Here is an 18089-nt window from a genome sequence, read left to right as displayed (position 1 = left end):
CGGCGCACCGGGCGGACCGGCAACGCGCCGGGCTGTATCTTCTCGCTTCGTGGCGCAATTTCGAATGAACGGCTCGAAGATGCTCGCCGTCGACATCGGCGGCGAGACGATCCGGGCGCTGAACGGCTCGATGGTGGCCTACGAGGGCCAGATGGCGTTCAAGCGGCAGGGCATGACGGGCGGCGAGGGCCTGCGCGGCGCCCTCAAGCGCAGGATCGCCGGCGAGGGCATGACCCTCATGGAGATCACCGGGCAGGGGACGGTCTACCTGGCGAGCGAGGCGACGGAGGTGACGCTCGTCCAGCTCACCGGCGACACCCTGTTCGTGGAGTCGGAGAGCCTGCTGGCGCTCGACGGGAACCTGAGCACGGGCGTGCAGTTCGTGGGGCTGCGGGGGATGGGCACCGGTCAGGGCCTCGCCACCACCAAGGTCGAGGGGCACGGGACGGTGGCGGTCCTGTCGCAGGGACCGGCCATCGCGCTGGAGGTGACGCCGCAGACGCCGCTGTGCGTCGACCCGCACGCCTACGTCTGCCACCACGGGCAGCTTCAGCAGGACGTGGTCACCGACGTGAACTGGCGGACGGTGATCGGTCAGGGATCGGGGGAGAGCGTGCAGTTCCGGTACCAGGGGCACGGGCTGGTCTACGTCCAGCCGGCCGAGCGCGGCGGGATTCTGGAGATCTGATGCCCGGCTACCAGTCGATCAACTCCAAGATGCTCCAGGTCCCGATCGGACCGGGGCAGGAGGTCTACAGCAAGCGCGGCGCCATGCTGGCCTACACCGGCCCGGTGTCGTTCGCCCCGACCGCCACGGCCGGGCAGGGCATCGGCGGCACGCTCGGGCGCGCCGTCGCCGGCGAGCACAGCGCGATGATGCACGTGACCGGCCAGGGCAGCGTCATGTTCGGCCACGGCGGGCTGCACGTGTCCGTCGTCGAGCTGAACGGCGCCGACACCCTCTACGCCGAGGCCGACCGGCTGCTGGTGCACGACGCGACCCTGCAGGTCGGCACCATGTTCATGGGCGAGCAGGGCGGCGTGCGCGGCATCGTGCGCGGCGCGGTCACCGGGCAGGGCCTGTTCACCACGACGCTCACCGGGCACGGCGCGTGCGCACTGCTGTCGCACGGCGGCGTGATGGAGCTGCCGATCACCCCGCAGCGTCCCGTCCACGTCGATCCGCAGGCGTACGTGGCCCACCGCGGCCAGGTGCAGAACAAGCTCACCACGGCGGTGGGGCTGCGCGACCTGATCGGACGCGGCTCCGGCGAGGGCTTCCAGCTGGAGCTGAGCGGCTCCGGCGTCGTCTACGTCCAGGCCAGCGAGAGGAAGATCTGACCGTGAGCACGTTCGGGACGCAGACCTGGAACCCCACGACGCTGCCGTCCAACGACAACGTCAACCCCTACGCCTTCAGCGTCGACCTCAAGGGGCAGTGGTTCGCGCAGAAGGGCAAGATGATCGCCTACTACGGGCAGATCAAGTTCGAGGCGCTGTCGTCCGGCCCGCTGGACTCCCTCGTCGCGCACACCTTCAACTCCCCGCTCTACGCGCAGGACTGGATCGTCGCGCAGGGGCAGGGCAAGCTCGTCCTCGCCGACCGCGGGTTCGACGTCAACTCCTTCGACCTGGAGGAGGGCAACCTCACCGTCCGGGCGGGGAACCTGCTCGCCTTCGAGCCGGGCCTGGAGCTGAAGCAGTCGATCATCCCCGGGTTCCTGACCCTGATCGGCACGGGCCGGTTCGTCGCCGCCTCCAACGGTCCCGTGCACTTCGTCGAACCGCCGATCCGCGTCGACCCGCAGGCGCTGCTCGGCTGGGCCGACTGCCCGTCGCCGTGCCACCACTACGACCACTCCTACATGCGCGGCGCGTTCGGCGCCGCCCGGATGATCTTCGGGATCGGCGGCTCCTCCGGCGAGGAGCACCAGTTCGACTTCACCGGCCAGGGCACCGTGATGATGCAGTCGTCGGAGGTCGTGATGAACGAGGACGTCCTGCTGCGCGACCTCGAAGGCCAGATCGGGCTGGTCGGCGCGTCCGGCCTCCAGCGCCTCCAGCACACGATCACGCAGCGGCTCGCCTCCGAACGCCAGGGCTGATCCCGGGGGCCGGACGGAGCACGTCCGGCCCCCGGGACCACCGGATCAGGACTGCGGCTCCTGTGCGGGCTTCATCACGTGGAACGGGACCCCGAAGGGGTCGCGGACCGTCGCCGACCGGCCGTACGGGGTGTCCTGCGGCTCGGAGTCGACGGTGCCGCCGCCCGCGCGGACCCTGCGGGCCGCCTCGTCGGCGTCGTCGACCGCGAAGTACGTCGTCCAGGACGAGGCGGGGCTGCCGCCGCCGCCGAGGACGATCCCGGATCCGCCGAGGATGCCGCCGACGTAGCGCCCGTCGCCCGCCCGCCGCAGGACGGTGTAGTCCATGTCGCCCGGCATCGGCTCCAGCTCGTAGCCGAACACCGCCTTGTAGAACTCCCCGGCCGCGGCCGAGTCGCGCGCGACGAGCTCGTTCCACACGTACGAGCCCGGGACGTTCACGATCCGCGAGCCGGGGTGGGAGCGGCCCTGCCACAGGCCGAAATGCGCTCCCTGCGGGTCGCGCAGGACCGCCATGCGGCCGAGGTCCATCACGTCCATGGACGGGACGACGACCTCCCCGCCCGCGTCGGTGGCCCGCTTGGCGAGCCCGTCGCAGTCGTCGGCGGCGAAGTAGACGTTCCACCAGTACACGTCCGGCTCGCCCTCGGGGTTCTGCATCATCCCGGCGACGGGCTCGCCGCGCAGGTTGCACATGTTGTAGTGCCCCGCCTCCGGTCCGGCGTCCTGGAACTGCCAGCCCAGGAGGGTCCCGTAGAACGTCCTGGCCCGGTCGAGATCGGGGACGCCGATGTCCAGCCAGTTGGGCGTCCCGTCCGGCGCGTTGCCTGTGACGTGGGTCATCCGACTCACACTCCTTCTGCTGGGGACCGTGGCCCCGGTGTCGTCCGCCGCACGCCGCCACCTCCCATCCTGGCCCCGCCCACCGCGTCTACACATCGGATCCGGGCGGGCTCCGCGATGACCGCGGCCGGTCCGGCTTCACGTACACTGGGCGAATGGTTCCGCTCCCGAACTGACAGGCCGCCCAGCGCGCCCCGGTCACAGGACCGCGCGGCGCGCTTCTTCGTGCCTGTCCACCGAGCCGTCCGTCAGGGGAGCCCTGTCACTGTGATCATCGCGAAAGACATCGAGCTGCGCGCCGGGTCCCGGCTGCTGATCGAGGCCGCCAGCTTCCGGGTCAACCCCGGCGACCGGGTCGGCTTCGTCGGCCGCAACGGCGCCGGCAAGACCACGCTCACCAAGGTCCTGGCGGGTGAGGCGCTGCCCGCGCAGGGCGCCGTGACGTCCTCCGGGACCATCGGCTACCTGCCGCAGGACCCCCGCGGCGTCGACCTGGACGAGCTGGCCCGCGACCGGATCCTGTCCGCCCGCGGGCTGGACGAGGTGATCCGCGAGCTGCGCGCCGCCGAGGAGGCGATGGCGACCGCGACCGGCGCCGGGCGCGACAAGGCCGTCCGCCGGTACGGGCGGCTGGAGGAGCGCCTGCACGTCCTCGGCGGCTACAGCGCGGAGGCCGAGGCCGCCTCGATCGCCTCCAGCCTCGGCCTGCCGGACCGGGTGATGACCCAGCCGCTCGGCACGCTGTCGGGCGGCCAGCGGCGGCGCGTCGAGCTGGCCCGCATCCTGTTCTCGGGCGCCGACACACTGCTGCTGGACGAGCCCACCAACCACCTGGACGCCGACTCGGTCGTCTGGCTGCGCGACTTCCTGAAAGGCCACCAGGGCGGCCTCGTCGTCATCAGCCACGACGTGGAGCTGCTGGACGCGGTGGTCAACCGGGTGTTCCACCTGGACGCCAACCGCGGCGTGATCGACATCTACAACGTCGGCTGGAAGAAGTACCTCGACCAGCGGGAGACCGACGAGCGGCGCCGCAAGCGCGAGTCGGCGAACGCGCAGCGGCAGGCGTCGACGCTGCTGTCGCAGGCCGACAAGATGCGGGCCAAGGCCACCAAGGCCAAGGCGGCCCAGCAGATGGACCGGCGGGCCCGGCAGCTGCTGGCGGGCGTCGAGGGTGAGCGGCAGGCCGACAAGGTGGCCAAAATTCGCTTCCCGGACCCGGCACCCTGTGGCAAAACCCCCCTCACCGCGGAGGGTTTGTCGAAATCGTACGGATCTTTGGAGATATTCACCGACGTGGACCTGGCCATCGACCGCGGCAGCCGGGTCGTCATTCTGGGCCTGAACGGCGCCGGGAAAACGACGCTCCTGCGGCTGCTGGCGGGGGTCGACAAGGCCGACACCGGGTCGGTCGTGGCCGGGCACGGGCTGCGGATCGGCTACTACGCGCAGGAGCACGAGACGCTGGAGGTCGAGCGGTCCGTCCTGGAGAACATGCAGTCCGCCGCCCCCGGCATGGCGCCGGTCGAGGTCCGCAAGATCCTCGGCTCGTTCCTGTTCTCCGGCGACGACGTCGACAAGCCCGCGGGGGTGCTGTCCGGCGGCGAGAAGACCCGGCTGGCACTGGCGATGCTCGTGGTCTCCAGCGCCAACGTGCTGCTTCTGGACGAGCCCACCAACAACCTCGATCCGGCGAGCCGCGAGGAGATCCTCGCGGCCCTGCGGACGTTCGCCGGAGCGATCGTCCTGGTGACCCACGACGAGGGCGCGGTGGAGGCGCTCGCACCGGAAAGAGTGATTTTGCTCCCGGATGGTGTGGAAGACATCTGGAGTGACGAGTTTGCCGATCTGGTGGCCCTCGCGTGACCTGCGGAGTGACTTCCGCAGATCTTTTCTGGCCGAGTGGGTAGCCGAACCGGCGGGAATGACTGATCATGGCGGGGGATAACGCAGCGGTCACCACATCACTACGGGAGGTACTCGTGGCCGAGACCCTGAAGAAGGGCACCCGCGTGACCGGTGCCGAGCGCGACAAGCTGGCGTCGGACCTGAAGAAGAGGTACGACTCCGGCGAGAGCATCCGCGCCCTGGCAGCCGCCACCGGCCGCTCGTACGGTTTCATCCACCGGATTCTGACCGAGTCCGGCGTCAACCTGCGCGGTCGCGGTGGCGCGACCCGGGGCAAGAAGTCCTGACCGGACACCGGCCCCCGGATGAGCGCACCGCCTGACCCGGCGCCGCGACCGACCGAGTAAGGTTCGGTCGCGGCGGCGGACAGGATTGCGGGTCCCGCCTCGTGGACGGCGAGGCGGGACCCGAACGCTCATCGGAGGGAAGACCCATGGGGGACGCGACCACGGCCGGCAGGCCGGAAACGGCCACGGCGCCGGAGACGGCGGAGTCCGTCCCGCCGGGCCTCGACGAGGCGGGACTGCGGCTGGACGTGGACGGCGCGGTCGCGACCGTCACCCTGAACCGGCCCGAGCGGCGCAACGCCATGACGTTCGCGACCTGGCGCGGGCTCGCCGCGATCGGGCGCTCCCTGCCCGCGGGCGTGCGCGTCGTCGTCCTGCGCGGGGAGGGACCCTCGTTCTCCGCGGGCATCGACCTCGGCATGTTCTCCGGCGGCGGAGGCGGCGAGGGGTTCACCGACGGCGCCGACGCCGAGGGCACCGACCGCTTCATCGCCGAGCTGCAGGAGGGCTACACCTGGCTGCGGCGCCCCGACATCGTCTCCGTCGCGGCGGTGCAGGGCCACGCCATCGGCGCCGGCTTCCAGCTCGCGCTGGCCTGCGACATCCGCGTGATCGCCGAGGACGCCAGGTTCTGCATGAAGGAGCCCGCGCTCGGGCTCGTTCCGGACCTGACCGGCACCAAGCCGCTGGTCGAGATCGTGGGGGTCGGGCGCGCCCTGGAGCTGTGCCTGACCGCCCGGACGGTGCTCGCCGACGAGGCGGCCCGGATCGGGCTCGCCGAGACCGTCGTCCCGCGCGACGGCCTCGACGGAGCCGTCCGCGACCTGGCGGACGCCCTGCTCGCGGTGAACCCGGGTGCGGCCGCCGCGACCAAGCGGCTGCTGTGGCAGGCCGCGGAGAACACCCTCGACGAGCAGTGCGCCGCCGAGCGGCGTGAGCAGATCGGCCGCCTCCGCGAGGTCTTCGGCTCATGAGCGGACGGGCCGGGGGAGAGGCGTCCCCCGCCCCCGGCCCGCCGCGCCGCGCTACTGGAGCGACTCCCGGCCGCCCCGCGCCAGCGGCAGCAGCACCCTGCTGACGCCCGGCCGCACGCCGACCTTCGTCCCCGCCGGGTAGCGGAGTGTGTAGTCGTGGTCGGTGGACAGCAGGATCACGCCGAGCCGGTGCCCGGCCTTCACCGTGTAGTCGGCCGGTTCCAGGTCCCACCGGAAGGTGTAGGTCCGCCCGGCCTCGATCGGCTCGGTCCGGGCGAAGCCGTGCCGGTTCCGCGCGTCCAGCCACCCCCGCGTGATGATCTTGTACGGGGCGGTCTCGGTGTGCAGCGCCTGCCGGATCGTGCAGCCGGAGTCGCCCGGCACGCTCTGGCCGTAGCAGACCTCCTCGCCGGTGTTGACCCGCGCGCCCGTGGGACGGGTGTCGGTGCCGTAGTCGACCAGCAGTGCCGTCAGGTACGGCGACCGGCCGTCGAGGGAGGCCCGCAGCGACATCGAGGGGATGCCGTCCACCCGGACGGGCCTCGCCAGCGGCCCGGTCAGGTAGGCGAGCCGGTTCGGGTCCGCCTGGCCCTCGCCCGCGAGGAGCTGCTCGGCCGTGCGGGTCTTGCCCGCGTCCGTGAACGACTGCGCCGCGCCGGACCGGGGCCTGAGGCCGAGGGCGCCCGGCTGCCCGGCCGGGCCCGCGTTGAGGCTGACCGGGACGGTGCGCGTGCCGGGGACGGGCCAGTCCGTCGCCGTCTCCCACGTCCCGTCCGCGTGCTGGACGTCCACGCGCGGCTCGCGCTCGATCCCGTTGCGGACGCCGTACAGGTAGCGGTCGAACCAGTGCAGCGTCTGGCGCAGCCATTCCTCGGCCCGCCAGCGGAACGGCGTGGAGTGGTTGCCCTGGTGGAGCCACAGCTTGCGCGGGACGCCCGCTTCCTTCAGCGCGTTCCACCATTGCACGGAGTTCTTGATCTTGACGTTCCAGTCATTGAGCCCGTGCACCACCATGACGGCGGCGCGCACCCTCCGCGCCTGCCCGACGTAGTCGCGCTCGGCCCACACCTTGGAGTAGTCGCCGGTCTCGCGGTCCTGGGCCGCCTCGATGCCGTCGATGATCTTCGCGCAGACCTCGGGGTCCTTCCGGGTCAGCACGGCCTTGGCCAGGACGTCCAGGTCCTCGCCCTGGTAGCCGCCGGGCGCGACCACGCCGCCGCCCGCGCGGTAGTAGTCGTACCAGCTGGAGATGCCGGCGATCGGGACGATGGCCTTCAGTCCCTCGACTCCGGTGGCGGCGGCCATGTTGGGGAGCGTCCCGTCGTAGGACTGGCCGATCATGCCGACGTTCCCGGTGGACCAGGTCGCCTTCACCGGCGCGCCGTCCGGAGCCCAGCCCCGGGCCCGCCCGTTCAGCCAGTCCACGGCGGCCTTCGCGCCCGCCTGCTCGCTGCGGTCCCCGGAGGTCGGGCAGCCGGTCGAGCCGCCCGTCCCGATGCTGTCCAGGTCGGCGACGGCGTAGCCGCGCGGCAGGAAGTAGTTGTCGTAGTAGCCCGGGAAGATCTCCGCCAGGTCGCGCCGCGAGGAGGTGAGCGACCGGGCGCCGGCGTCGCCGATGTCGACCGGGTGGTTCGGGACGTCGTTGATCCCGGCCCAGTACGGGCTCGGCTCCAGGATCGTCGGGACCTTGAGTCCGGCGCCGTCGGTCTCCCTCGGGCGCATGATCCGCAACTGCACGCGGTCCCGCACGCCGTCGCGGTCGCTGTCGGCCGTGGTCTCGATGTTCACGGTCTGGGTGACGGCGTCGGCGCGGGAGAACACCGGCTGCGTCTCCCCGTTCTTCACCGTGACCTGAGGGGCGCCCGGCGGCCGGGGCGCGGACCCGGCGGGTCCGGCCGCCGCGGCGGGCGGCGCGGTGGCGGCGGCGAGCGCGGCGGTGAGGGTGATCACGCCGGCGCCGCCGGTGAGGCGTCGTCGTCTCATGGGGGCTCCTGGGGGTGTGAGCCTGGAAGTGGAGATCACGGTTACACCGCCGCGAGCGGGTTGTCCAGAGGCGTGTTACGCCGTGAGCGGAGCCGGGAAGACGGGCGGGCGGGGGCGCGTTGTGCCCGGCGGATACTGAGATGCTTACTTGATTACGTACTTGATACGTCCAGGCTCTACCGGAGGCGCTCGTGGGAATGCCGGGAATGTCGGGCAACGGCTGGCAGGTGATGGCGTCCTTCCGCAAGGACAGCTCCGTCACCCGGCAGAAGCTGGCGCCCGGCACCGTGGGGCGGATCGCGGGCTACGCCCGGCCCTACGTCCGCGAGCTGGCGGTCTTCCTCACGTTGAACTCGCTGGCCGCGGTGATCGTCGTCGCCAACCCGCTGCTGCTCAAGGGGATCATCGACCGCGGCATCGTGCCGGGCCGGTCGAGCGTCGTGATCTGGCTCGCGGGCGCCGTCGCCGGGCTCGCCCTGGTGGAGGCCGTGCTCGGCCTCGCGCAGCGCTGGTACTCGGCGCGCATCGGCGAGGGGCTCATCTACGACCTGCGCAGCCAGGTGTTCGCGCACGTCCAGCGGCAGCCCGTCGCGTTCTTCATGCGGGCGCAGACGGGTTCGCTCGTCAGCCGCCTCAACAACGACGTCATCGGCGCGCAGCGCGCCCTCACCACCACCCTGTCGTCGGTGGTGTCCAACGTGATCAGCCTGGTCCTGGTGCTGGTGACGATGCTCATCCTGTCCTGGCAGGTCACGGTGATCGCGCTGCTGCTGCTCCCGATCTTCATCCTGCCGGCCAAGTGGGTCGGCAAGCGGCTCCAGCGGGTCAGCCGCGAGCAGATGGTGCTGGACGCCGAGATGGGCTCGCTGATGACCGAGCGGTTCAACGTCGCCGGGGCCATGCTCGCCAAGCTCTACGGGCGGCCCGCCGAAGAGGAGGAGAACTTCTCCGGCCGCGCCGCCCGCGTCCGCGACGTCGGCGTCGTCGCCGCCATGTACGGGCGGGTCTTCTTCACCGCGCTGACCCTGGTCGCCGCGCTGGCCACCGCCATGGTCTACGGCGTCGGCGGCTACCTGGTGGTGGACGGCACCTTCGAGCTCGGCACGCTCGTCGCGCTGGCCACCCTGCTGACCCGGATGTACGGGCCGCTGACCGCGCTGTCCAACGTGCACGTGGACGTGATGACCGCGCTCGTCAGCTTCGACCGCGTGTTCGAGGTGCTCGACCTGAAGCCGCTGGTCCGCGACCGCGAGGACGCCCGGAAGCTGGGCGAGGCCCGCACGCCGTCCGGCAACGGCTCGGGCCCGGCGCTCGCGAAGGCGCCGTCGATCGAGTTCGACCACGTCCGGTTCGCCTACCCGTCGGGGGACGAGGTGTCGCTGGCCTCGCTGGAGTCGATCGCCCGCATCGACACCGCGCCCGGCCGCGAGGTGCTGCACGACGTCGACTTCGCCGCCGCGCCGGGGCAGCTGGTCGCGCTCGTCGGGCCGTCCGGCGCGGGCAAGTCGACGATCACGCATCTGGTGTCGCGGCTCTACGACGTGTCCGCCGGCGCGGTCCGGATCGGCGGCGTCGACGTCCGCGACGTCACGCTGGAATCGCTGCGCGCCGAGATCGGCGTCGTCAGCCAGGACGCCCACCTGTTCCACGACTCGATCCGCGAGAACATGCGCTACGCCCGTCCGGACGCCTCCGACGAGGAGATCCTCGCCGCACTGGAGGCCGCGCACATCGGCGGGCTCGTCACCGACATGCCCGAGGGCCTGGACACCGTCGTCGGCGATCGCGGCTACCGGCTGTCGGGCGGGGAGAAGCAGCGGCTCGCGATCGCCCGGCTGCTGCTCAAGGCGCCGTCGGTGGTCGTGCTGGACGAGGCGACCGCGCACCTGGACTCCGAGTCCGAGGCGGCCGTCCAGCGGGCCCTGCGCACCGCCCTCGCGGGGCGGACGTCGCTGGTGATCGCGCACCGGCTGTCCACGATCCGGGAGGCCGACCAGATCCTGGTGATCGACGGCGGCCGGGTCGCCGAGCGCGGTCGCCACGAGGAGCTGCTGCTGGAGGGCGGCCTGTACGCCGAGCTCTACCGCACGCAGTTCTCGCACCAGCGTGACCCGGACCCGGCGGGCGAGCGGCGGGCCGAGCCGCTGGGGGCCGAGTAGCGGCCGTTCAGGTCTCGGAGCCGAGCGGGTAGCCGAGGCGCAGCAGCTCCGTCCCCGCGATCTTCTCGACCTGGGCGGCCTGCCGCGGGGTGAGGCGCTCGCGCCACACCCCGACGCCCGGCTCGGCGGCGTCCCGCGCCCCGGCACGCACCAGTCCCGAGAACGCCGACTTCGACAGCGGCGCGTCCAGGTACTCCGACAGCTCGGCGCCGACGCGGCGCGGCCGGGCCACCAGCTCCTCGTAGCGAATCGTGACCAGCTGCTCCTCGGGAACCTGGAGGCGGAGTTTCGCGCTCAACCGCACGGACCCCCGCCACCGCAGGGCGCACTTCACGGCGGTCGCCGCGCGCGGCCACCGGCTCCGGTCAGTGTGGTCCTCGACGCCGAAGAACGGGTTGGGGAACACCGTGTCGAGGTTGGCCAGGCCCGGCTTGAACCAGGCCAGGCAGCGCTCGTCGGCCAGCATGTCGGCGACCACGTCCCGGCCGTCCCGGATCACCTGGACGAGCTGGGCGTCGGGGAAGGCGTCCAGCAGCACGTCGGCGCTGTAGATCAGGTCGGGGGAGGCGTCGGCGTACCGGGCGAGCCCCTGCGCCCGCACGCACGGGCCGGGCGCCTCGGAGCCGGGCGCGGGCCCCTCCGTCCGGCCGGGCGGGCGCGGCGGCAGCCCGCCCATCTCGCGGCACTCGTCCGGGCACTCCCCGCAGGCCCGCGCCGACACCTGCCACGCCTGCGCGTAGGCGTCCCGCAGCACGCGTGCGGCGCCCTCCCCGCGCTCGGCGATCGAGGGCTGCCGGGCGAACGCGTAGGTGACGCGCAGGACGTCCGGCCGGCCGGTGGTCAGGTGGAAGCCGGGTGAGCGCTTGACCGCGCGCGCCAGCAGCTCCGCACCCGAGTGCGGCGCGCCCAGGATGAACACCGGGCGGCGGACCTTGGTGCCGTTGATCACCAGGATGTGCGGCGTCGACCTCATAACCGGGCCAAGTTTGTCACCTTTTGAGGGCCGGTCGGTCCGTGACCCTCCGTAAGGGCCCGCCCGATACCCATCCGTTAACCGGAGCGGCCCGTCCCGTCGCCGGGACGCGCGGTGCGGCGCTGGACCTACCATGGTGCGGTGGACGCTCCCATCACGCTGGCCCACCTCCTGCCGGAGGCCGAGGCGATCACGGTGCTCACCGGCGCCGGCATCTCCACCGACAGCGGGATCCCCGACTTCCGCGGCCCGAACGGCGTCTGGACGCGCGACCCGTCGGCGGAGGCGATGTCCACGATCGGCTCCTACCTCGCCGACCCCGAGGTGCGGCGCCGCGCCTGGCGGGCCCGGCGCGACGCCCCCGTCTGGGAGGCCGAGCCCAACGCCGCGCACTCCGCGCTGGTCGAGCTGGAGCGGGCGGGACGGCTCCGCGCCCTGATCACCCAGAACATCGACGGCCTGCACCAGCGGGCCGGATCCAGCGACGGCGCCGTCATCGAGATCCACGGGACCGCGCGCGAGGCCGTGTGCCTGTCCTGCGAGCTGCGCACCCCGATGCAGGAGATCATCGCGCGCGTGGAGGCCGGGGAGGCCGACCCGCCCTGCACCGAGTGCGGGGGCATCCAGAAGTCCGCGACGATCTCCTTCGGCCAGGCCCTCGACCAGCGCGTCCTGGACGCGGCGATCACCGCCGCGCGATCCTGCGACCTGTTCCTGGCCGTCGGCACCTCGCTCACGGTGCAGCCCGCCGCCGGGCTGTGCCTGGAGGCGGTCGACCACGGTGCCCGCCTGGTGATCATCAACGCGGAGGAGACGCCCTACGATGGGCTGGCCGACGCGGTGCTGCGCCGGCCGATCGGCGAGACGCTGCCGCGGCTCGCCGGCCTCGCGCTCGGCACGGGGCGATGATCTGTTGGCGGGTCGTGACCGGTCGCCCCTTCCACTGGCGTCCGGATCCTGACAAGCTCTATCCGTCGCGGTGCGAGGAGGGATCGGGTTGAACAGCGGGGGCGCCCGCGCGGTGGCGACCCACGGGTCGCCGGACGCGCCCGCCGTCGGCACGCCCGGCGGTGCGGAGCGTGCGCGGAAGGCCCGCAGGTACGCGCGGTTGCGGCCCGGCGACCGCGTCGCGGTGGTCGCGCCCAGCGGCCCCGCCGAGCCCGCCCGGCTGGAGGCGGGCTGCGCCGTCCTGCGCGATCTCGGCCTTGACGTCGTGGTCGGCAAGCACGCCCTCGACCGTGTCAACCTGGGCGCGGCGGGACCTGTGCGCGGCGACTGGCACCGGCTGGCCGGCACCGACGCCGACCGCGCCGCCGACCTCCAGGCCGCCTGGTGCGACCCGCGGGTCCGCGCTGTGGTCTGCGCGCGGGGCGGCTACGGCGCCACCCGCGTCCTCGACCGTCTCGACTGGGACGCCCTGCGCGCCGCCACCGAGGCGTCCGTCGCCTCCGGCGGCGGGCCGAAGATCCTGCACGGCTCCAGCGACATCACCGCGCTGCACGGCGCCTTTGGAACGCGCCTGCGGCTCACGACGTCCTTCGGCCCCATGCCCGCCGGAGTGATCGCAGACCTCGACCCGGCGGCGCCGGACGCCTCCCTGGAGGCCCTGCGCACCGCCCTGTTCGGCGGCGCCGCCCCGTCGCCCACCCTGCTGCCCGGCACGCGCACGCTGCGGCCCGGGCGCGCGGAGGGCCCGCTGACCGGCGGCACCCTCTCGCTCCTGGCGGCCGTGCTCGGCACCGCGTACGCCGCGCCGCCCGCCGCGGGGCGCATCGTCTTCCTGGAGGACGTGACCGAGGCGCCCTACCGGATCGACCGGATGCTCGTCCAACTGCTCCAGGCCGGCTGGTTCGACGGCGCCGCCGGGTTCGCGCTCGGCTCCTGGAAGGACTGCGGCGCCCCCGCCGAGCTCGACGCGGTGTTCGCCGCGCGGCTCGGCCCGCTCGGTGTCCCGATCCTCGCCGGCGTCCCGGCCGGGCACGGGCCGCGCCAGCACACCCTGGAACTCGGCGCCCCCGCCGTTCTGCACGCCCCGGCCCCGCCGGGCCACGACCCCGCACATCCGCACCCCGCCGTGCCGGACACCGGCGCGCTCACCCTCGAAGCGCCCCCGGGAGGTGCGCGATGAGCGGCCGCCACGCCCGTCCCGATCCATGGGACGACGGGACCCTCGACTCCTTGCTCGTCCTCGTGGCCGAGAGCCTCGGCTACCGGTGCAGCCCCGTGCCCGGCGAGGTCATGCTGCTGGAGGGCGCCAACAGGCTGCACGTCAGCCTGCGCGACCTGCGGCAGCTCGCGCGGCTCGTGCCGCGCGACGACTGGCCCGCGCTGGTCTCCGACCACGTCACCACGATCGTCACCGCGATCGAGGAGCCGCTGGACCTCAGCGACTTCGACCTCGCCCAGCATCTGCTGCGCACCCGCATCTACCCGGCGGAGGCCGACAACGGGGTGCTCGCCGCCCGGCCGTTCGCACCCGGTCTGATCGAGGTGGTGGTGGTCGACACGCCCACCACCGTCCGCACCGTCACCACCGAGGAGATGGGCGGCTGGCCGGTGTCGGGCGACGCGCTGTTCATGCTCGGCCGCGCGAACGTCCGCGCCGACGGCCCGCTCCAGCTGGACGAGCAGGACCTCGGCGGCGTCCGCGTCTCGGTCCTGCACGGATGGACCTTCTACGCCGTCACCCACCTGGCGTGGCTGGAGGAGTACCTGCCGATCGGCCCGTACGGCGCGCTGGTCATCGCGCCCAACCGGAGCCTCATCGTCGCCCACCCGCTCCGGATCGCCGAAGGCCACCCGAGGGCGCGCTACCGCGAGGCCGTGGCGGCGGCGACCGAGCTCCAGGCGCAGGCGCACCGCGCCTACGAGGAGGGCCCCGGCTCGCTCAGCCCGTACCTGTACTGGTGGCGCGCCGGCGAGCTGACCTTCCTGGAGACCCGCTACGAGGGCGACACCATGGTCCTGCCGGAGGAGTTCGCCTCCGTGCTCGCCACGCTGGCGGCGGAGCGCTGATGAAGGTCGTCGTCGCCCCCGACTCGTTCAAGGGCAGCCTGTCCGCCGCGCAGGTGTGCGCCGCCGTGGCGGCGGGCGTCCGGCGCGCCGCGCCCGCCGCGCAGGTGGCCGCCGTGCCGATGGCCGACGGCGGCGAGGGCACCCTCGACTGCTTCCTCAGCGCCCGCGGCGGCGACGCGGTCGAGGTCGCCGCCACCGACCCGGTGGGGCGCCCGGTCAAGGCGCGCTACGCGCTGTCCGGCGACGGGCGCTCGGCGGTGGTGGAGCTGGCCGCGGCGTCCGGGCTGCCGCTGGTCGAGGACGTCCCGCCCGACCCGATGAACGCCGCGACCACCGGCACCGGCGAGCTGATCGCCGACGCGGTGCGGCGCGGCGCACGCGACGTGCTGGTCTGCATCGGCGGCAGCGCCAGCACCGACGGCGGCGCCGGGCTGCTGCGCGCCCTCGGCGTGCGGTTCCTGGACGCCGCGGGCGGGGAGCTGCCGCCGGGCGGCGCCGCGCTCGCCCGCCTGGCGTCGATCGACGACTCCGGCGTACCGGAGGAGGTCCGCGCGACCCGGTTCCGGGTGGCCTGCGACGTGACCAACCCGCTCGTCGGGCCGGACGGCGCCGCCGCCGTGTTCGGCCCGCAGAAGGGCGCGTCCCCCGGCCAGGTCGCCGAGCTGGACGCCGCCCTCGCCGTCTTCGCCGACGCGGTCGCCGCGCGGGGAGGCCCCCGCGTGCACGACCTGCCCGGGGCGGGCGCGGCCGGAGGCACCTGCGGCGGGCTCGTCGGCCTGCTCGGCGCCGAGCCGTCCGGGGGAGCCCTCCTGGTCGCCGAGGCCGTCGGCCTGCCCGCCGCGCTCGACGGCGCCGACCTCGTCGTCACGGGGGAGGGCCGCGTGGACGGGCAGAGCGCCGGCGGCAAGGTGGTGTCCGCGGTCGCGGCGCTCGCCCGGGACCGCGGCGTCCCGTGCGTCGCCCTGGCCGGCGGCGTCGCCGGCCCGCTGGAGGAGCTGCACGCGCTCGGCCTGACCGCCGCGTTCAGCCTCGCCGACGGCCCCCGCACCCTGGAGGAGCTGAAGGCGGGCGCCGCGCCCCTGCTCGCCGCCGTCGCCGAGCAGGCGGTCCGCCTGTTCCGCCGCTAGCAGACGCCGGCGGGCTCGGGTTCGGGTTCGGGCGCGGGCGTGCGGACCCGGACGGTCAGCCGGGGCAGCAGGACGTGGGTCAGCGGCCCGATCGCCACGGCGTAGAGGACCGTTCCAACGCCGACGGTGCCGCCGAGCAGCCAGCCGACCGCCAGCACGCCCAACTCGATCGCCGTCCGGACCACCCGGATCGAGTGGCCGCGCGCCGCGAGCCCGGTCATCAGCCCGTCCCGGGGGCCCGGGCCCAGGCCGGCGCCGATGTAGCAGCCGGTGGCGAAGCCGCCCACGAGCACGGCGGCGATCAGGTAGGCCCAGCGGCCGGCCAGCGCGTCCGGGGCGGGCAGCAGCCACAGGAACAGGTCGGCGAAGACGCCGATGAGGACGACGTTGCTGACGGTCCCGATGCCGGGCCGCTGCCGCATCGGGATCCACGCGAGCATCACGACCGCGCCCGTGATGATGATCCAGGCGCCCATCGACAGGCCGAAGCGCCGCGAGAGCCCCTGGTGGAAGACGTCCCAGGGGTCGTTGCCGAGGCCGGACGACACCTGGAGGGCGATCCCGAGCCCGTACAAGGCCAATCCAATGTAGAGCTGCACCAGGCGGCGCGTCATCAAGGCCATTTCAAGCTTCCCATCCACTGGCGGCCATCGTTTCGGACCACTCTGGCGCTCAGTGGACTGGTGATTGTAGAGCCAATGTGCGAAAGTGGCTCGTATGAGCACGCGCTACGTGAGCGGCCCGCACCTGGCCCGGCTGCTCGGGGACGTGTCCGGGGAGCGTCCCGTCTATGCGGCGGTGGCCCGGTCGCTGCGCGCCCTCGTCCTGGACGGCAGGCTCGCGCTGCGCACGCGCCTGCCCGCCGAACGCGACCTGGCCGCCGCCCTCGGCGTCAGCCGCACCACCGTGACGACCGCCTACGACCGGCTCCGCGACGAGGGCTACGTCCAGAGCAGGCAGGGCGCGGGAAGCTGGACGGCGCTGCCCCCGGTCCGCATGTCGTCGGCCGAGCCGCCCGGCGCGCTCCGCGGCGCGCCGGGCGACGCGGTCCCCGCCGGCCACCGGTACGGCATGGCCCACCCCGCGCCTGACGATCCCTCGTTCATCGACCTCGGCTGCGCCGCTCCCGGCGCCCCCGCGATCTTCGAAGAGGCGGTCGCCGCGGCCGTCGACGAGCTGCCCCGCTACAGCTCGGGCCCGGGCTACGAGCCCGCCGGGCTGGCGAGCCTGCGGCAGGTCATCGCGGACGGCTACACCGCGCGCGGCGTCGCGACCCGCGCCGACCAGATCGTCGTCACCACCGGCGCGCAGCACGCGTTCACGTTGCTGACCCAGCTGCTGGTGGAGCCGGGCGACGCGGTGATGGTCGAGCGACCCACCTACCCGCACGCGCTCGGTGCGCTGCGCCGCCGCGGCGCCCGGCTCGTCCCCGTCGGCGTCAACGAGGGCTGGGACGTCGAGCTCGCCGCGGGCGCCATGCGGCAGGCCGCGGTCCGGATGGCGTACCTGATCCCCGACTTCCAGAACCCGACCGGGTACCTGATGCGGGCGCGGGACCGGGCCGGGCTCGTCGACGCCGGGCGGCGCGCGGACGCGTTCCTCGTCGCCGACGAGACCTTCGCCGAGCTCGCCCACGACCCCGAGGCTCCGCGCGAGCCGCCGCTGGCCGCCTTCGACGGCGGCGGCCGGGTCGTCACGATCGGGTCGGCCTCCAAGCTGCTGTGGGGCGGGCTGCGGATCGGGTGGATCCGCGCCACCGCCCCGCTGGCCCGCCGCCTCGTGCTGGCCCGCGAGCCGTTCGACATGGCGAGCCCGGTCCTGGACCAGCTGATCGTCCGGGAGCTGCTGCTGCGGGTGGAGGAGGTCCGCGCCGAACGCGCCGCGAACCTGCTGCGCGGCCGCGACGCGCTCGCCGCGGCGCTGCGCGAGCTGCTGCCGGGCTGGGAGTTCCGGCTCCCGGACGGGGGCATGTCGCTGTGGGCGAGGATCGGCGCGCCGATCGCCTCCCGGCTCGCCGAGGCGTCCGAGCGGCTCGGCGTCCGCGTCGTCGCCGGCCCGGTGTTCGGGACGGACGGCGTGCTGGAGGACTACGTGCGGCTGCCCTACGTGCTGCCACCGGACACGCTGCGCCTGGCGGTGCGGCGGTTGGCCCTCGCCCAGCGCGAGGCCGAGGCGGCGCCGGCGGCGCGGCCCCTGCCCGCCTACGTCTGACGGGGGCGGCCGCTGCGTCCGGCGGGCGTCAGGGAGCGCGCTGGATGTAGTCGACCAGGTGCTCGCGGTCGCTCTCCAGCTCGTCGATGGCGCTCTTGACGACGTCGCCGATGCTGACGATCCCGACGAGCCGGCCGTCCACGACGACGGGCACGTGCCGGAACCGGTGCTCGGTCATGGCGTGGCGCAGGTCCTCCACCTGGTCGCCCGGGCCGCAGGTGCGGACCTCGGCGGTCATGATCTCCGAGACGGGACGGTCGAGCAGCGCCGCGCCGTGCTCGTGCAGCCGCCGCACCACGTCCCGTTCGGACACGATGCCGGCGATCGAGGCGCCGTCGGGCGAGACCACCGTCGCTCCGATGTTGTGCTCCGCCAGGACGACGAGGAGCTGCCGCACGGTGGCCTCGGGCCGTACCGTGGCCACCGCCTCTCCCTTCCTCCGCAGGATGTCGCGAATTCGCATGCCTCACGCTCCGGTGCCGGTTTCGGGCCCGGGGGACGGCG

The 18089-nt window shown here is 73.7% G+C and carries 17 protein-coding genes; 12 read left to right on the top strand and 5 right to left on the bottom strand.

The features are described 5' to 3' along the window. Nucleotides 1-49: 49 nt before the first annotated feature. The 3 genes from AB0H37_RS12115 to AB0H37_RS12105 are packed head-to-tail and all read left to right on the top strand — an operon-like array spanning nt 50 to nt 2105. Nucleotides 50-688 (top strand): AIM24 family protein, encoded by a 639-nt coding sequence (locus AB0H37_RS12115; protein ID WP_229810304.1) that lies wholly within the window; start codon nt 50-52, stop codon nt 686-688. After that, complete coding sequence (locus AB0H37_RS12110; RefSeq protein ID WP_141586133.1) at nt 688-1341, top strand: AIM24 family protein; 654 nt, start codon at nt 688-690, stop codon at nt 1339-1341. Before AB0H37_RS12115 ends, AB0H37_RS12110 begins: the two co-directional genes overlap by 1 nt. Nucleotides 1342-1343: 2 nt before the next feature. Beyond that, on the top strand, nt 1344-2105 hold the full coding sequence (locus tag AB0H37_RS12105; protein WP_179835229.1) for an AIM24 family protein: 762 nt from the start codon (nt 1344-1346) through the stop codon (nt 2103-2105). Between the two features lie 45 nt (nt 2106-2150). Here the strand turns inward: AB0H37_RS12105 and AB0H37_RS12100 are convergent, their stop codons facing one another. Beyond that, nucleotides 2151-2948 (bottom strand): VOC family protein, encoded by a 798-nt coding sequence (locus tag AB0H37_RS12100; RefSeq protein ID WP_329090169.1) that lies wholly within the window; start codon nt 2946-2948, stop codon nt 2151-2153. Between the two features lie 267 nt (nt 2949-3215). Between AB0H37_RS12100 and AB0H37_RS12095 the strand changes: the two genes are divergently transcribed. From AB0H37_RS12095 to AB0H37_RS12085, 3 genes are all read left to right on the top strand, one after another. Then, on the top strand, nt 3216-4814 hold the full coding sequence (locus AB0H37_RS12095) for an ABC-F family ATP-binding cassette domain-containing protein (RefSeq protein WP_329090171.1): 1599 nt from the start codon (nt 3216-3218) through the stop codon (nt 4812-4814). 116 nt (nt 4815-4930) lie between these two features. Beyond that, nucleotides 4931-5143, top strand: coding sequence for a helix-turn-helix domain-containing protein (locus AB0H37_RS12090; RefSeq protein WP_067886945.1), 213 nt, complete (start codon nt 4931-4933; stop codon nt 5141-5143). 146 nt (nt 5144-5289) lie between these two features. Then, the gene (locus tag AB0H37_RS12085) at nt 5290-6117 is read left to right on the top strand and encodes an enoyl-CoA hydratase/isomerase family protein (protein ID WP_329090179.1); all 828 of its coding nucleotides are present in this window, start codon (nt 5290-5292) and stop codon (nt 6115-6117) included. Nucleotides 6118-6168: 51 nt separating this feature from the next. Here AB0H37_RS12085 and AB0H37_RS12080 read toward each other — a convergent pair whose 3' ends face one another. Further along, complete coding sequence (locus tag AB0H37_RS12080) at nt 6169-8100, bottom strand: Xaa-Pro dipeptidyl-peptidase (RefSeq protein WP_360612367.1); 1932 nt, start codon at nt 8098-8100, stop codon at nt 6169-6171. 206 nt (nt 8101-8306) lie between these two features. Between AB0H37_RS12080 and AB0H37_RS12075 the strand changes: the two genes are divergently transcribed. Next, a complete protein-coding gene (locus tag AB0H37_RS12075) occupies nt 8307-10259 on the top strand; it encodes an ABC transporter ATP-binding protein (protein WP_360612450.1) in 1953 nt (650 codons plus the stop codon). A 7-nt stretch (nt 10260-10266) separates the two neighbouring features. On the opposite strand, the gene AB0H37_RS12070 is transcribed toward AB0H37_RS12075, so the two are convergent. Further along, the gene (locus tag AB0H37_RS12070; protein WP_179835224.1) at nt 10267-11232 is read right to left on the bottom strand and encodes a sulfotransferase; all 966 of its coding nucleotides are present in this window, start codon (nt 11230-11232) and stop codon (nt 10267-10269) included. Between the two features lie 141 nt (nt 11233-11373). On the opposite strand from AB0H37_RS12070, the gene AB0H37_RS12065 reads away from it, so the two are divergent. The 4 genes from AB0H37_RS12065 (at nt 11374) to AB0H37_RS12050 (ending at nt 15374) form a co-directional block, all read left to right on the top strand. After that, nucleotides 11374-12141: a Sir2 family NAD-dependent protein deacetylase gene (locus AB0H37_RS12065; protein WP_360612365.1), complete on the top strand. Its 768-nt coding sequence runs from the start codon at nt 11374-11376 to the stop codon at nt 12139-12141. 88 nt (nt 12142-12229) lie between these two features. Then, on the top strand, nt 12230-13360 hold the full coding sequence (locus AB0H37_RS12060; protein WP_360612363.1) for an LD-carboxypeptidase: 1131 nt from the start codon (nt 12230-12232) through the stop codon (nt 13358-13360). After that, nucleotides 13357-14247, top strand: a complete 891-nt coding sequence (locus tag AB0H37_RS12055; RefSeq protein WP_329090191.1) for a hypothetical protein — start codon at nt 13357-13359, stop codon at nt 14245-14247. Before AB0H37_RS12060 ends, AB0H37_RS12055 begins: the two co-directional genes overlap by 4 nt. Next, the gene (locus tag AB0H37_RS12050; RefSeq protein ID WP_360612361.1) at nt 14247-15374 is read left to right on the top strand and encodes a glycerate kinase; all 1128 of its coding nucleotides are present in this window, start codon (nt 14247-14249) and stop codon (nt 15372-15374) included. The genes AB0H37_RS12055 and AB0H37_RS12050 overlap by 1 nt, the downstream gene beginning before the upstream one ends. Here the strand turns inward: AB0H37_RS12050 and AB0H37_RS12045 are convergent. Then, complete coding sequence (locus tag AB0H37_RS12045; protein WP_329090195.1) at nt 15371-15997, bottom strand: hypothetical protein; 627 nt, start codon at nt 15995-15997, stop codon at nt 15371-15373. The genes AB0H37_RS12050 and AB0H37_RS12045 overlap by 4 nt on opposite strands. A gap of 94 nt (nt 15998-16091) precedes the next feature. Between AB0H37_RS12045 and AB0H37_RS12040 the strand changes: the two genes are divergently transcribed. Then, complete coding sequence (locus tag AB0H37_RS12040; protein WP_179835220.1) at nt 16092-17585, top strand: PLP-dependent aminotransferase family protein; 1494 nt, start codon at nt 16092-16094, stop codon at nt 17583-17585. A gap of 28 nt (nt 17586-17613) precedes the next feature. Here the strand turns inward: AB0H37_RS12040 and AB0H37_RS12035 are convergent, their stop codons facing one another. Beyond that, the gene (locus AB0H37_RS12035; RefSeq protein ID WP_329090200.1) at nt 17614-18048 is read right to left on the bottom strand and encodes a CBS domain-containing protein; all 435 of its coding nucleotides are present in this window, start codon (nt 18046-18048) and stop codon (nt 17614-17616) included. Nucleotides 18049-18089 lie beyond the last annotated feature (41 nt).

Origin of the sequence: Actinomadura sp. NPDC023710, assembly GCF_040639875.1 — a bacterium.
GTDB lineage: Bacteria > Actinomycetota > Actinomycetes > Streptosporangiales > Streptosporangiaceae > Spirillospora > Spirillospora citrea.
Note: the sequence above shows the minus strand (reverse complement) of the source record. Positions and strands in the feature narration are given on the sequence as shown.

Bases quoted from the DNA above. Each gene is read 5' to 3' on its own strand.
- AB0H37_RS12110 (WP_141586133.1), top strand. From the start codon at position 688: ATGCCCGGCTACCAGTCGATCAACTCCAAGATGCTCCAGGTCCCGATC.
- AB0H37_RS12100 (WP_329090169.1), bottom strand. From the start codon at position 2,948: ATGACCCACGTCACAGGCAACGCGCCGGACGGGACGCCCAACTGGCTG.
- AB0H37_RS12085 (WP_329090179.1), top strand. From the start codon at position 5,290: ATGGGGGACGCGACCACGGCCGGCAGGCCGGAAACGGCCACGGCGCCG.
- AB0H37_RS12080 (WP_360612367.1), bottom strand. From the start codon at position 8,100: ATGAGACGACGACGCCTCACCGGCGGCGCCGGCGTGATCACCCTCACC.
- AB0H37_RS12075 (WP_360612450.1), top strand. From the start codon at position 8,307: ATGTCGGGCAACGGCTGGCAGGTGATGGCGTCCTTCCGCAAGGACAGC.
- AB0H37_RS12070 (WP_179835224.1), bottom strand. From the start codon at position 11,232: ATGAGGTCGACGCCGCACATCCTGGTGATCAACGGCACCAAGGTCCGC.
- AB0H37_RS12055 (WP_329090191.1), top strand. From the start codon at position 13,357: ATGAGCGGCCGCCACGCCCGTCCCGATCCATGGGACGACGGGACCCTC.
- AB0H37_RS12050 (WP_360612361.1), top strand. From the start codon at position 14,247: ATGAAGGTCGTCGTCGCCCCCGACTCGTTCAAGGGCAGCCTGTCCGCC.
- AB0H37_RS12045 (WP_329090195.1), bottom strand. From the start codon at position 15,997: ATGGCCTTGATGACGCGCCGCCTGGTGCAGCTCTACATTGGATTGGCC.
- AB0H37_RS12040 (WP_179835220.1), top strand. From the start codon at position 16,092: ATGAGCACGCGCTACGTGAGCGGCCCGCACCTGGCCCGGCTGCTCGGG.
- AB0H37_RS12035 (WP_329090200.1), bottom strand. From the start codon at position 18,048: ATGCGAATTCGCGACATCCTGCGGAGGAAGGGAGAGGCGGTGGCCACG.